This window comes from Pseudomonas sp. NPDC087612 (genome assembly GCF_044743505.1).
Lineage (GTDB): Bacteria > Pseudomonadota > Gammaproteobacteria > Pseudomonadales > Pseudomonadaceae > Aquipseudomonas.
Genome location: NZ_JBIUWO010000003.1, coordinates 101,796 through 113,673 on the forward strand (window position 1 = coordinate 101,796; position 11,878 = coordinate 113,673).

At 65.1% G+C, this 11,878-nt stretch carries 12 protein-coding genes; 10 read left to right on the plus strand and 2 right to left on the minus strand.

The features are described from left to right. Nucleotides 1–37: 37 nt before the first annotated feature. The 4 genes from ACIOVF_RS06755 to cycA all read left to right on the plus strand — a co-directional run bounded on the left by ACIOVF_RS06755 (nucleotide 38) and on the right by cycA (nucleotide 4,321). Nucleotides 38–826 (plus strand): ABC transporter ATP-binding protein, encoded by a 789-nt coding sequence (locus ACIOVF_RS06755; protein ID WP_195885579.1) that lies wholly within the window; start codon nucleotides 38–40, stop codon nucleotides 824–826. Next, nucleotides 823–1,773: an ABC transporter substrate-binding protein gene (locus ACIOVF_RS06760; RefSeq protein WP_045196954.1), complete on the plus strand. Its 951-nt coding sequence runs from the start codon at nucleotides 823–825 to the stop codon at nucleotides 1,771–1,773. The genes ACIOVF_RS06755 and ACIOVF_RS06760 overlap by 4 nt, the downstream gene beginning before the upstream one ends. Next, on the plus strand, nucleotides 1,770–2,792 hold the full coding sequence (locus tag ACIOVF_RS06765; RefSeq protein ID WP_045196952.1) for an iron ABC transporter permease: 1,023 nt from the start codon (nucleotides 1,770–1,772) through the stop codon (nucleotides 2,790–2,792). Before ACIOVF_RS06760 ends, ACIOVF_RS06765 begins: the two co-directional genes overlap by 4 nt. Before the next feature lie 110 nt (nucleotides 2,793–2,902). After that, nucleotides 2,903–4,321 (plus strand): D-serine/D-alanine/glycine transporter, encoded by a 1,419-nt coding sequence (gene cycA / locus ACIOVF_RS06770; RefSeq protein ID WP_401288377.1) that lies wholly within the window; start codon nucleotides 2,903–2,905, stop codon nucleotides 4,319–4,321. On the opposite strand, the gene ACIOVF_RS06775 is transcribed toward cycA, so the two are convergent. Both ACIOVF_RS06775 and ACIOVF_RS06780 read right to left on the minus strand, forming a co-directional pair. Then, nucleotides 4,322–4,870 (minus strand): hypothetical protein, encoded by a 549-nt coding sequence (locus ACIOVF_RS06775; RefSeq protein WP_038997400.1) that lies wholly within the window; start codon nucleotides 4,868–4,870, stop codon nucleotides 4,322–4,324. It abuts the gene before it with no gap. Between the two features lie 54 nt (nucleotides 4,871–4,924). Further along, nucleotides 4,925–5,500 carry a hypothetical protein gene (locus tag ACIOVF_RS06780; RefSeq protein ID WP_256326692.1) on the minus strand — a complete coding sequence of 192 codons (576 nt, stop codon included), beginning with the start codon at nucleotides 5,498–5,500 and terminating at the stop codon, nucleotides 4,925–4,927. Nucleotides 5,501–5,746: 246 nt separating this feature from the next. Here ACIOVF_RS06780 and urtA point away from each other — a divergent pair, with 246 nt between their 5' ends. The 6 genes from urtA to ACIOVF_RS06810 all read left to right on the plus strand — a co-directional run bounded on the left by urtA (nucleotide 5,747) and on the right by ACIOVF_RS06810 (nucleotide 11,877). Beyond that, on the plus strand, nucleotides 5,747–7,012 hold the full coding sequence (gene urtA / locus ACIOVF_RS06785) for an urea ABC transporter substrate-binding protein (RefSeq protein ID WP_195885576.1): 1,266 nt from the start codon (nucleotides 5,747–5,749) through the stop codon (nucleotides 7,010–7,012). Nucleotides 7,013–7,156: 144 nt separating this feature from the next. Continuing rightward, nucleotides 7,157–8,656 carry an urea ABC transporter permease subunit UrtB gene (gene urtB / locus ACIOVF_RS06790; RefSeq protein WP_401288381.1) on the plus strand — a complete coding sequence of 500 codons (1,500 nt, stop codon included), beginning with the start codon at nucleotides 7,157–7,159 and terminating at the stop codon, nucleotides 8,654–8,656. Beyond that, nucleotides 8,656–9,735 (plus strand): urea ABC transporter permease subunit UrtC, encoded by a 1,080-nt coding sequence (urtC, locus tag ACIOVF_RS06795; RefSeq protein ID WP_093376627.1) that lies wholly within the window; start codon nucleotides 8,656–8,658, stop codon nucleotides 9,733–9,735. The genes urtB and urtC overlap by 1 nt, the downstream gene beginning before the upstream one ends. After that, nucleotides 9,732–10,592 carry an urea ABC transporter ATP-binding protein UrtD gene (gene urtD, locus ACIOVF_RS06800; protein ID WP_401288385.1) on the plus strand — a complete coding sequence of 287 codons (861 nt, stop codon included), beginning with the start codon at nucleotides 9,732–9,734 and terminating at the stop codon, nucleotides 10,590–10,592. The genes urtC and urtD overlap by 4 nt, the downstream gene beginning before the upstream one ends. Before the next feature lie 20 nt (nucleotides 10,593–10,612). Next, the gene (gene urtE, locus ACIOVF_RS06805; protein ID WP_401288388.1) at nucleotides 10,613–11,311 is read left to right on the plus strand and encodes an urea ABC transporter ATP-binding subunit UrtE; all 699 of its coding nucleotides are present in this window, start codon (nucleotides 10,613–10,615) and stop codon (nucleotides 11,309–11,311) included. Nucleotides 11,312–11,349: 38 nt separating this feature from the next. Further along, nucleotides 11,350–11,877, plus strand: coding sequence for a GNAT family N-acetyltransferase (locus ACIOVF_RS06810; protein WP_401288391.1), 528 nt, complete (start codon nucleotides 11,350–11,352; stop codon nucleotides 11,875–11,877). The last annotated feature ends 1 nt before the right edge of the window (nucleotide 11,878 follow it).

Here is an 11,878-nt window from a genome sequence, read left to right on the forward strand (position 1 = left end):
TTTTTGGCGTCATCGCCCGCAGGCCCGCAGGACCTTGATGAGCACCCTGAGTATCAGCGACCTGCACTGGTCGCCCCTGGGCCACGGCCATTGCCACCACCAGTTCCAGCTGCGCGACGTCGAGTTGCAGGTCGGCGCCGGCGAGTTCGTCGGCCTGATCGGCCCCAATGGCAGCGGCAAGACCAGCCTGCTGCGCTGCGCCTACCGTTTCAACAAGCCGGAACGCGGCCAGGTGCGCCTGGGCGAGCATGACCTGTGGCAGCAGTCGCCGCGCTGGTGCGCCCAGCGTATCGCCGTGGTGCTGCAGGAGTTTCCCGATGCCTTCGGCCTGAATGTCGAGGAAGTCGTGGCCATGGGCCGCACGCCGCACAAAGGCCTGTTCGACGGCGACAGCCCGGCCGATCGCCAACGGGTCCAGGACGCCTTGCAGGCAGTCGGCCTGCAGGGCTTTGACGACCACACCTTCGCCAGCCTGTCCGGTGGCGAGAAACAGCGGGTGATCCTCGCCCGGGCTCTGGTCCAGCAACCGCAGGTGCTGATCCTCGACGAGCCGACCAATCACCTTGACCCGCGTTACCAGCTGGAGCTGCTGCAGCAGGTGCGGCGCCTGGGCATCGGCACCCTGGCGAGCATCCATGACCTGAACCTGGCGGCGGCCTTTTGCGATCGCCTGTACGTGCTCGACCACGGCCGCATCGTCGCCAGCGGCACGCCAGACCAGGTGCTGACCGCCGAATTGCTGCAGGCGGTGTTCGGCGTACAAGCGCTGATCGACCGCCACCCTCTGGCTGACCACCCTCGCCTTACCTGGATAACCCAGCGATGATTCGATCCATCCTGTTGCTCGGCCTGGCCTTGCTGCTGGCCAGCCCCGGCGCTTTCGCCGAGGCCACCCAATACCCGTTGACGGTGCAAAGCTGCAACCGCCAGGTGACTTTCACCAAGGCCCCGGAGCATGCCCTGAGCCACGACATCAACATGACCCAGATGATGCTCGCCCTCGGCCTGCGTTCGCGCATGGTCGGCTATAGCGGTGTCAGCGGCTGGAAGGCGGTCACCCCGCAGCTGCGCAAGCAACTCGACGGCCTGCCGGAACTGGCGGCCAAGTACCCGTCGGTGGAAACCCTGCTCAACGCCAATGTCGACTTCCTGTTCGCCGGCTGGGACTACGGCATGCGCGTCGGCGGCGACCTCACCCCGCAAAGCCTGGCGCCGCTGGGCATCCCGGTGTACGAGCTGACTGAATCCTGCGCCTTTGTCATGAAGCGCCCGGCAGCCAGCCTCGACGACACCTACACCGACCTGCGCAACCTGGGCAGGATCTTCGACGTGCAGGCGCGTGCCGAGCAGTTGATCGGCGACATGCAAGCGCGCGTTGCCGTGGTCCAGCAGCAGTTGCCGGCCGAGCGTCCACGGGTGTTCCTCTACGACAGCGGTGAAGACCGGGCCATGACCTCCGGGCGCCTGGGCATGCCCGAGGCACTGATCGCCGCCGCCGGCGGGCGCAATGTGCTCAATGACATCGAAGCCAGCTGGACCCGGGTCAACTGGGAGAGCGTGGTCGAGCGCAACCCCGAGGTCATCGTCATCGTCGACTACGGCGAAGTCAGCGCCGCGCAGAAACAGGCATTCCTCGAACAGCATCCGGCCCTGCAATCGGTGGAGGCGATCCGCAACAAGCGCTTCGTGGTCATTCCCTACGTGGCGGCCACGCCGAGCCTTGAGAACGTCGAAGCCATCGAGACCATCGCCAAGAGCCTGCACGGCGCATGAGGTCGGCAAACTCCCGGCAGCGGTTGCTGCTGCTCGCGCTGTTGGCCCTGCTGCTGGTGTCCTGCGTGGTGTCCCTGGGCTTTGGCTCGGCACCGGTGCCGGTCGAGGTGGTGTGGCGCGTGCTGCTGTTCAAGCTGTTCGGCGTTACCCCCGAGACACCGGCGTGGACCACGGGCCAGGAACATATCGTCTGGCTGATCCGCGTGCCGCGCATGCTTCTGGCGGCGCTGGTGGGCGGCGGGCTGGCGATGATCGGCGCGGTGCTGCAGGCGGTGACGCGCAACCCGCTGGCCGACCCGCACTTGCTCGGCGTCACTTCCGGGGCAACCCTGGGTGCGGTACTGGTGGTGCTGCATATCGGCGAGCTGCTCGGCGTGCTGACCTTGCCCCTGGCCGCCTTTATCGGCGCGCTGTGCAGCATGCTGCTGGTGCTGGCCATTGCCAGCCGCCACGGCCGCCTGGACAGCGACCGCCTGCTGCTGTGCGGCGTGGCCGTGGCTTTTGTGATGATGGCGGCGGCCAACCTGCTGCTGTTTCTCGGTGACCACCGGGCAAGCTCGGCAGTGATGTTCTGGATGCTCGGTGGCCTGGGCCTGGCGCGCTGGGAGCTGCTGCCGATTCCGGCGATCAGCGTATTGCTCGGCCTGGCCTTGTTGCTGGGCATGGCCCGCTCGCTGAATGCGTTGATGGCCGGCGAGCAGACCGCCGTGACCCTTGGCCTGAACGCGCGCAAGGTGCGCCTGCTGGCGTTTCTGATCTGCTCGCTGCTGACCGGCGTGCTGGTGGCGATCAGCGGCTCGATCGGCTTTGTCGGCCTGATGGTGCCGCACATCGCCCGGCGCCTGGTCGGCGCCGAGCATAGCCGCCTGCTGCCGGTGTGCTTGCTGCTGGGCAGCCTGTTCCTGATCTGGGTCGACGTCGCCGCACGTACGCTGATTTCGCCCGAGGACCTGCCGATCGGCATCGCCACTGCCGCCATTGGCGGTCTGTTCTTTATCGGCCTGATGCGCCGACGTTGATCACGGTCAACACCGCCCCCGCGTTGAGACGTATTGTCGCGCTAGCGCCAGGAAGGCGCGTGTTAGCCTAGCGGCGCACAACAAGACTGAACTCAACGGAATGCCTGCCTATGACCGCGAACCTGCCCCCGCAACACCCCACGCCGGAAAACCATGACCACCTGCAACGCAGCCTGTCCAACCGCCATATCCAGCTGATCGCCATCGGTGGCGCCATCGGTACCGGGCTGTTCATGGGCTCGGGCAAGACCATCAGCCTGGCCGGCCCGTCGATCATCTTCGTCTACATGATCATCGGCTTCATGCTGTTCTTCGTCATGCGCGCCATGGGCGAGTTGCTGCTGTCGAACCTCAACTACAAGTCGTTCATCGATTTTTCGGCCGACCTGCTCGGGCCCTGGGCCGGCTACTTCACCGGCTGGACCTACTGGTTCTGCTGGATCATCACCGGCATCGCCGACGTCATCGCGATATCGGCCTATTCGCAGTTCTGGTTCCCCGACCTGCCGCAGTGGGCGCCGGCGATTGCCTGTGTCGGCCTGCTGCTGTCGCTGAACCTGATCACGGTGAAGATGTTCGGCGAGATCGAGTTCTGGTTCGCCATGATCAAGATCATCGCCATCGTCGCCCTGGTCGGCACCGGCCTGTACATGGTCATGGCCGGCTTCCAGTCGCCGGCCGGACGCACCGCGGACCTTGCCAACCTGTGGAACGACCAGGGCATGTTCCCCCATGGCCTGATGGGCTTCTTTGCCGGTTTCCAGATTGCCGTGTTCGCCTTTGTCGGCATCGAACTGGTGGGCACCACCGCCGCCGAAGCGAAGAACCCGGAGCGCAACCTGCCACGGGCAATCAACTCGATCCCGATCCGCATCATCGTCTTCTACGTGCTGGCGCTGATCACCATCATGGCGGTGACGCCGTGGCGTGACGTGGTGCCGGGCAAGAGCCCGTTCGTGGAGCTGTTCGTGCTCGCCGGCCTGCCGGCGGCGGCCAGCATCATCAACTTCGTGGTGCTGGCCTCGGCGGCCTCGTCGGCCAACAGTGGCGTATTCTCCACCAGCCGCATGCTCTTCGGCCTGGCCCAGCAGGGGGATGCACCCAAGCGTTTCGAGCAGCTGTCCAAGCGCAGCGTACCGGCCAGCGGCCTGCTGTTCTCGTGCACCTGCCTGTTGGCCGGGGCGCTGCTGATGTACGTGATTCCGGACCTGGTCGAAGCCTTCACCCTGGTGACCACGGTGTCGGCGATCCTGTTCATGTTCGTCTGGTCGCTGATCCTGCTGTCGTACCTGAACTACCGCAAACAGCGCGCCGCGCTGCACCAGGCCTCGAAGTACAAGATGCCTGGCGGGCGCTTGATGTGCTGGGTGTGCCTGGCGTTCTTCGCCTTCATCCTGGTGCTGCTGAGCCTTGAGCACGACACCCGCCAGGCGCTGATCGTCACGCCGTTGTGGTTCGTGCTGCTGACCGTCACTTACCAGTTCGTGCGGCGCAATCGCGCGCTGCTGACCGCCAACGCCGACAACTGATCAGTCGAACTTCAAGCCTTCTTGTTCGTATGCCGACGCCGCACGGTCCCACTGCTGTTCCAGTGCGGCGTCGGCTTCGGCTCGTTGCGCCTCGCTCGGGCCGTCGATGAACACACTGCGGCCCTGGCCAAGGCTCAGGCAGGCATTGATGTCACCACCCCAGATGTAAGGAAGGATAACTAGAAAACTGTCCGAGTCGACTTCGGCGTAGTGCGCCAGTTGCCGCAGCGGCGCCAGCAGTTGCAGCATCTCGCCATAATTGTCGGTGAACTCCAGCACGGCGAACGTCCACACCCCGGCCTGCTCATCGTAATGACTGCTGTTGCCCGCAGAAAACTCAACCCAGCCTTCGATCAGATCACCCAGGCTGCAGGAGGCGGTACGATCCAGGTCCTCGGCGGGGAGTTCGCCCGGGCCGTACGCGTCTTTGCTGTCATACCAGCATTGCCAGTCGTCGAACTGCCGCGGGTTGGCCACCGGCGCGCTCATCGCGGCCTGATAGGCAGCGGGGTTGAGGTTACAGCGAATGTACAGCGACGAAGCTTCCATCGGGTCTTTCCTTGTTCCGTGGGTGAATACTGATCAAACCGAGCTCAGAGAGGCTCAGCCTTCTGCTGCCTTGAGCAGTTCGGCCAGCACGGCATCGGCCTCGGCGCGTTGCGCTGGGGTCGGTGCCTCGGCGAACTGGCTGCGGCCGTTGAGTGTCAGGTAGGCGTTGTCGCCGTCACCCCAGATGTACGAGTAGACCAGCATGAAGCTGTCGGAGTCGGCGGCGCAGTACGGCGCGACACTGCGCAGTGGCGCCAGCATGGAGATCATCGCCCCGTAGTTTTCGCTGAACTGCAGCAGGGCGAAGCGCCACACGCCGGTTTTTTCGTCGTACTCCGATAGCGAGCCGTAACGGCTGCCGCCGGCGATCTGGCTAAGGGTCTCGGCCGGCATCGGCCGCAGGTCGTCTGTATCGACCTTGCCGCCACCGTACATTTCCTTGCTATCGAACCACTGCTGCCAGTCAGTGAATGCCGCGGCCTCGCCCGGCCGGGCGGCCATGACCGTGGCGTACTGCGCCTTGGTCATGCTGCAGCGAAAATACAGCGAGGACGGCTCACTGGCCTGTACCTGCCCCATCGCGGCCCACACGCCGGCCATCACCATCCCTGCACGGGCGAATCTGTTCACTGTCGTCATCCCTGAACTGCGTTCAAAGGCGGCGATGATACCTGCGCGAACCAAAGCTGTGCAGACTTGTTTGCCGCGCACCGGGCACAGCGCCATCACGGTGCAAGCATGCTCGCCCGCCATCGCCAATCGCCGTGCAAACCCCGCCCCAGACAGCTGCGCGCCACTCGGCACAGCCCTTGCTAACGCTCTTGGGCGAAGTCGCCATCTGCCCAACAGAACATCCGATTCCATGGAGAGAGCACTATGAAGCGTCGCAGTCTGATCAAGGCCTTTACCCTCAGCGCGTCCATCGCGGCGATGGGCCTGAGCTGGAGCATCCAGGCCGCCGAGACCATCAAGGTCGGCATCCTGCATTCGCTGTCGGGGACCATGGCGATTTCCGAGACTTCGCTCAAGGACATGGCCCTGATGACCATCGAGCAGATCAACGCCAAGGGCGGGGTCAACGGCAAGCTGCTGGAACCGGTGGTGGTCGACCCGGCGTCGAACTGGCCGCTGTTCGCCGAAAAGGGCCGCCAGTTGCTGACCCAGGACAAGGTCGCGGTGGTGTTCGGCTGCTGGACCTCGGTGTCGCGCAAGTCGGTGCTGCCGGTGTTCGAAGAGCTCAACGGTCTGCTGTTCTACCCGGTGCAGTACGAAGGCGAAGAGATGTCGCCGAACGTCTTCTACACCGGTGCCGCGCCCAACCAGCAGGCGATCCCGGCAGTGGAGTACCTGATGAGCGAAGACGGCGGCGCCGCCAAGCGCTACTTCCTGCTCGGTACCGACTACGTCTACCCGCGCACCACCAACAAGATTTTGCGCGCCTTCCTGCACAGCAAGGGCGTGGCCGACAAGGACATCGAAGAGGTGTACACGCCGTTCGGCCACAGCGACTACCAGACCATCGTCGCCAACATCAAGAAGTTCTCTGCTGGCGGCAAGACCGCGGTGATCTCCACGGTCAACGGCGACTCCAACGTGCCGTTCTACAAGGAGCTGGCCAACCAGGGCCTGAAAGCCACCGACGTGCCGGTGGTGGCCTTCTCGGTAGGCGAGGAAGAACTGCGCGGCATCGACACCAAGCCGCTGGTGGGACACCTGGCGGCGTGGAACTACTTCGAATCGGTGGATAACCCGGTCAACAGCCAGTTCGTCGCCGACTGGAAAGCCTACGCCAAGGCCAAAAACCTGCCGGGCGCCGACAAGGCGGTGACCAACGACCCGATGGAGGCCACCTACGTCGGCATCCACATGTGGGCCCAGGCGGTCGAGAAAGCCAAGTCCACCGATGTCGACAAAGTCCGCGAAGCCCTGGCCGGGCAGACCTTCAAGGCGCCATCGGGCTACACCCTGACCATGGACAAGAGCAACCACCACCTGCACAAGCCGGTAATGATCGGCGAGATCCAGGATGACGGCCAGTTCAGTGTGGTCTGGGAAACCGAGCAACCGCTGCGAGCGCAGCCGTGGAGCCCGTTCATTCCAGGTAACGACAAGCGGCCGGATTATGCGGTGAAGGGCAACTGAGTTGTCGGGGCCGCTTTGCGGCCCATCGCTGGCAAGCCAGCTCCCACAAGGACCGCGCATACCCACAGACACTGCAATGCCTGTGGGAGCTGGCTTGCCAGCGATGAGGCCCTGAGACATTCCACAACCGCGACGGATCCCGCTATGCCCAAGGCCCTCCAGCGCCTCTTCCTCGGCCTTCTCCTGCTGCTGCCGCTAGCCGCCCAGGCAAGTGATGCCGACTACTTCATCGCCGCCAAGGCCAATGAGCAGGCGCGCCTGCTCCAGGACTGGGCGGCGCAACCGGACCCGGCCCGTCTTGAGCTGCTAAGCGCCCTGCAACAAGGCCGCATCGCCGCCGGCGACACCCGCAAGCTGCGCCTGAACAACCGCCTGCGCGGGCTTGTGGATAACGCCCTGGCCAGCCATCAGTTGCTCAGCGCAGATAGCACAGTGCGCCTGGCGGCTGCCCAGCAACTGCAAAAAAGTGCACAGCCGGCCCAGGTCGCCTTCCTCGACCGGCGCTTCGCCAGCGAAGCAGACGCCGCCGTGCATGCCGCCCTCGGCCTGGCCCTGGCCAACCTGCAACTGGTCGACAGCGACCCGGCGGTACGCCTGGCCGCGGTGCGCCTGCTCGGCGAAACCGGCGATCCCATGGCCCGCACGCGCCTGGAGGCCTTGCTCACACCCGGTGTCGAAAACAACGCCGGGGTGCGCACCGCCGCCGAAACCAGCCTGGCCCAGGTCAAGCGCAAGCTGTTGTTCGGCGAGTTGCTCGGCCAGGCCTTCAGCGGCCTGTCGCTAGGCTCGATTCTGCTGCTCGCGGCCTTGGGCCTGGCGATCACCTTCGGCCTGCTCGGGGTGATCAACATGGCCCACGGCGAGATGCTCATGCTCGGCGCCTACGCCACTTACGTGGTGCAGATACTGGTGCAGCGCTACGCCCCCGGAGCCATCGAGTTCTACCCGCTGATCGCCCTGCCGGTGGCCTTCGCTCTCAGCGCCGGGGTCGGCATGCTGCTGGAGCGCACGGTGATCCGCCACCTGTACGGGCGGCCGCTGGAAACCCTGCTGGCGACCTGGGGCATCAGCCTGATCCTGATCCAGGCCATCCGCCTGCTGTTCGGCGCGCAGAACGTCGAAGTGGCCAACCCGGCCTGGCTTTCCGGTGGCCTTCAGGTGCTGCCTAACCTGGTGCTGCCCTACAGCCGCCTGGTGATCATCGCCTTCGCCCTGTTCGTGGTGCTGCTGACCTGGTTGCTGCTCAACCGCACGCGCCTGGGCCTGAACGTGCGCGCGGTCACCCAGAACCGCAACATGGCCGCCTGCTGCGGGGTGCCCACCGGGCGGGTGGACATGCTCGCCTTTGGTCTCGGCTCGGGGATCGCCGGGCTCGGCGGCGTGGCCCTGAGCCAGATCGGCAACGTCGGTCCGGACCTAGGCCAGAGCTACATCATCGACTCGTTCCTGGTGGTGGTGCTCGGCGGCGTCGGCCAGCTGGCCGGCAGCCTCTGGGCGGCCTTCGGCCTGGGCATCGCCAACAAGCTGCTGGAGCCGCAGATTGGTGCGGTGCTCGGCAAGATCCTCATCCTTGCGCTGATCATTCTGTTCATCCAGAAACGCCCGCAAGGCCTCTTCGCGCTCAAGGGACGGGTAATCGACTGATGAACCAGCCTCTGCTTGTATCCGCCAGCCAGAAGGCCGGCCCGCGCTGGACCCTGGCCATCGGCGCCGCTGTGCTGCTGGTGCTGCTGGCCCTGCCCTTGTTGTCGCTGCTGCCCGCCGGGCACAGCCTGCAGGTCTCGGCCTACACACTGACCCTGGTCGGCAAGATCCTCTGCTACGCCATCGTCGCCCTGGCCCTGGACCTGGTCTGGGGCTACGCCGGGCTGCTGTCGCTGGGCCATGGCCTGTTCTTCGCCCTCGGCGGCTATGCCATGGGCATGTACCTGATGCGCGAAGCGGCCGCTGATGGCTTGCCGGCGTTCATGACCTTCCTGTCGTGGAGCGAGCTGCCCTGGTACTGGGCCGGCACCCAGCACTTTGCCTGGGCCCTGTGCCTGGTGGTGCTGGCGCCGGGGTTGCTGGCGCTGGTGTTCGGCTTTTTCGCCTTCCGCTCGCGGATCAAGGGCGTGTACTTCTCGATCATGACCCAGGCCCTGACCTTCGCCGGCATGCTGCTGTTCTTTCGCAACGAAACCGGCTTTGGCGGCAACAACGGCTTCACCAACTTTCGCAGCATCCTCGGCTTTGAAATCACTGCGCAAAGCACCCGCGCAGTATTGTTCCTGCTTACCGTCGCCTTGCTGGTGGCCAGCCTGTACCTGGGCTGGCGCCTGGCCCGGAGCAAGTTCGGCCGGGTATTGACCGCGCTGCGCGATGCCGAGAACCGGCTGATGTTCTGCGGCTACGATCCGCGTGGTTTCAAGCTGTTCGTCTGGGTCTTGAGTGCGGTGCTGTGCGGCCTGGCCGGGGCCCTGTACGTGCCGCAAGTAGGCATCATCAACCCCAGCGAAATGTCGCCGACCAACTCCATCGAAGCTGCGGTGTGGGTGGCCCTCGGCGGGCGCGGCACGCTGATCGGGCCGCTGCTGGGCGCCGGGCTGGTCAACGGCATGAAAAGCTGGTTCACCGTGGCCTTTCCCGAGTACTGGCTGTTCTGCCTGGGTGCGCTGTTCATCCTGGTGACCCTGTACCTGCCACGGGGCGTGGTCGGTCTGCTGAAGAAAAGGGGCGAACAATGAGAGCCATCCCGCTAGCGCCGGTGCACCCGGAATTCATGCTTGAACCGATCCTCGACGCCGGCAGCGGCCGCGATGCCATCGGCCTTGGCCAGCGCCGCGGCGAAGGCCTGGACGTGCGTCACGGCACGGTGCTGACCCTGGAAGACATCAACGTCAGCTTCGACGGCTTCAAGGCGCTCAACAGCCTCAACCTGTACATCGGCGTCGGTGAACTGCGCTGCATCATCGGCCCCAACGGCGCTGGCAAGACCACGCTGATGGACGTGATCACCGGCAAGACCCGGCCCACCAGCGGCAAGGCCTGGTTCGGCGACACCCTGGACCTGACGCGCATGAGCGAAGTGCAGATCGCCCAGGCCGGGATCGGCCGCAAGTTCCAGAAGCCGACGGTGTTCGAGGCGCTGAGCGTGTTCGAAAACCTGGAACTGGCGCAGAAGGCCGACAAGTCGGTGCTGGCCAGCCTGGTTGCGCGCTTGAGCGGCGAGCAGCACGACCGTATCGACGAGATCCTGCAGACCATTCGCCTGAGCGGCTCGGCCCAGCGCCAGGCCGGGTTGCTCTCCCATGGCCAGAAGCAGTTCCTCGAGATCGGCATGCTGCTCATGCAAGACCCGCAATTGCTGCTGCTCGATGAGCCGGTGGCGGGCATGACCGATGCCGAAACCGAGTTCACCGCCGAACTGTTCAAGCGCCTGGCCGGCAAGCATTCGCTGATGGTGGTCGAGCACGACATGGGCTTTGTCGGCAGCATCGCCGACCACGTCACCGTGCTGCACCAGGGCAGCGTGCTGGCCGAAGGCTCGCTGGAGCAGGTGCAGGCGGATGACCGGGTAATCGAGGTTTATCTGGGGCGATGAGGCCAACACAGGACGACAACATGCTGAAAATCGATTCCCTGCACCAATACTACGGCGGCAGCCACATCCTGCGTGGCTTGTCGTTCGAGGCCAAAGTCGGCGAGGTCACCTGCCTGCTCGGGCGCAACGGCGTCGGCAAGACCACCCTGCTGCGCTGCCTGATGGGCCTGCTGCCCACCCGTGAAGGCAGCGTGCACTGGGAAGGCCAGGCAATCACTACGCTCAAGCCGCACCAGCGGGTGCACGCCGGTATCGCCTACGTGCCCCAGGGCCGGGAGATCTTCCCGCGCCTGACGGTCGAGGAGAACCTGCTGATGGGCCTGTCGCGCTTCGGCGCCAGCCAGGCCAAGAGCGTGCCGGCGTTCATCTACGAGCTGTTCCCGGTGCTGGAGCAGATGAAGCAGCGCCGTGGCGGCGACCTCTCCGGCGGCCAGCAGCAACAACTGGCCATCGGCCGTGCCCTGGCCAGCCAGCCGCGGCTGCTGATCCTCGACGAACCCACCGAGGGCATCCAGCCTTCGGTGATCAAGGAGATCGGCGCGGTGATCGCCAGGCTGGCTGCCCGTGGCGACATGGCGATCCTGCTGGTCGAGCAGTTCTACGACTTTGCCGCCGAGCTTGCCGACCAGTACCTGGTGATGTCACGCGGCGAAATCATCCAGGCCGGGCGTGGCGAAAATATGCAAGCCGAGGGTGTGCGCGGCCTGGTAACCATTTAACCTGAGCCGATCACCGTGCCCCTGTTCGAGAACCTGCCATGACTTACCTGCTGCGCGATGCTGTGCCTGCCGACCTGCCGGGCATTCGCGAGATCTACAACGATGCCGTGCTCAACACTACGGCGATCTGGAACGAGCAAGCGGTGGACCTCGCCAACCGCCAGGCCTGGTTCGACGCCCGCCAGTACCAGGGCTACCCGATCCTGGTGGCGGTCGACGCTGGCGAGCAGGTACTGGGCTATGCTTCGTTTGGCGACTGGCGGCCGTTCGAAGGCTTTCGCCATACCGTCGAGCACTCGGTGTACATCCGCAGCGACCAGCGCGGCAACGGCCTGGGCCCCAGGCTGATGCAAGCGCTGATCGAACGGGCCCGCGCCTGCAACAAGCACGTGATGGTCGCCGCCATCGAAAGCGGCAACAGCGCCTCGATTCGCCTGCACCAGCGCCTGGGTTTCACCCTCAACGGGCAGATGCCCCAGGTCGGGGTGAAGTTTGGCCGCTGGCTGGACCTGACCTTCATGCAGTTGATCCTCAACCCCGATGCCCCGCCGCCGACAATGGAGTGAC

Coding starts and splice junctions, on each gene's coding strand:
- ACIOVF_RS06755 (WP_195885579.1), top strand. CDS start 38: ATGAGCACCCTGAGTATCAGCGACCTGCACTGGTCGCCCCTGGGCCAC.
- ACIOVF_RS06760 (WP_045196954.1), top strand. CDS start 823: ATGATTCGATCCATCCTGTTGCTCGGCCTGGCCTTGCTGCTGGCCAGC.
- ACIOVF_RS06765 (WP_045196952.1), top strand. CDS start 1,770: ATGAGGTCGGCAAACTCCCGGCAGCGGTTGCTGCTGCTCGCGCTGTTG.
- cycA (WP_401288377.1), top strand. CDS start 2,903: ATGACCGCGAACCTGCCCCCGCAACACCCCACGCCGGAAAACCATGAC.
- ACIOVF_RS06775 (WP_038997400.1), bottom strand. CDS start 4,870: ATGGAAGCTTCGTCGCTGTACATTCGCTGTAACCTCAACCCCGCTGCC.
- urtA (WP_195885576.1), top strand. CDS start 5,747: ATGAAGCGTCGCAGTCTGATCAAGGCCTTTACCCTCAGCGCGTCCATC.
- urtB (WP_401288381.1), top strand. CDS start 7,157: ATGCCCAAGGCCCTCCAGCGCCTCTTCCTCGGCCTTCTCCTGCTGCTG.
- urtC (WP_093376627.1), top strand. CDS start 8,656: ATGAACCAGCCTCTGCTTGTATCCGCCAGCCAGAAGGCCGGCCCGCGC.
- urtD (WP_401288385.1), top strand. CDS start 9,732: ATGAGAGCCATCCCGCTAGCGCCGGTGCACCCGGAATTCATGCTTGAA.
- urtE (WP_401288388.1), top strand. CDS start 10,613: ATGCTGAAAATCGATTCCCTGCACCAATACTACGGCGGCAGCCACATC.
- ACIOVF_RS06810 (WP_401288391.1), top strand. CDS start 11,350: ATGACTTACCTGCTGCGCGATGCTGTGCCTGCCGACCTGCCGGGCATT.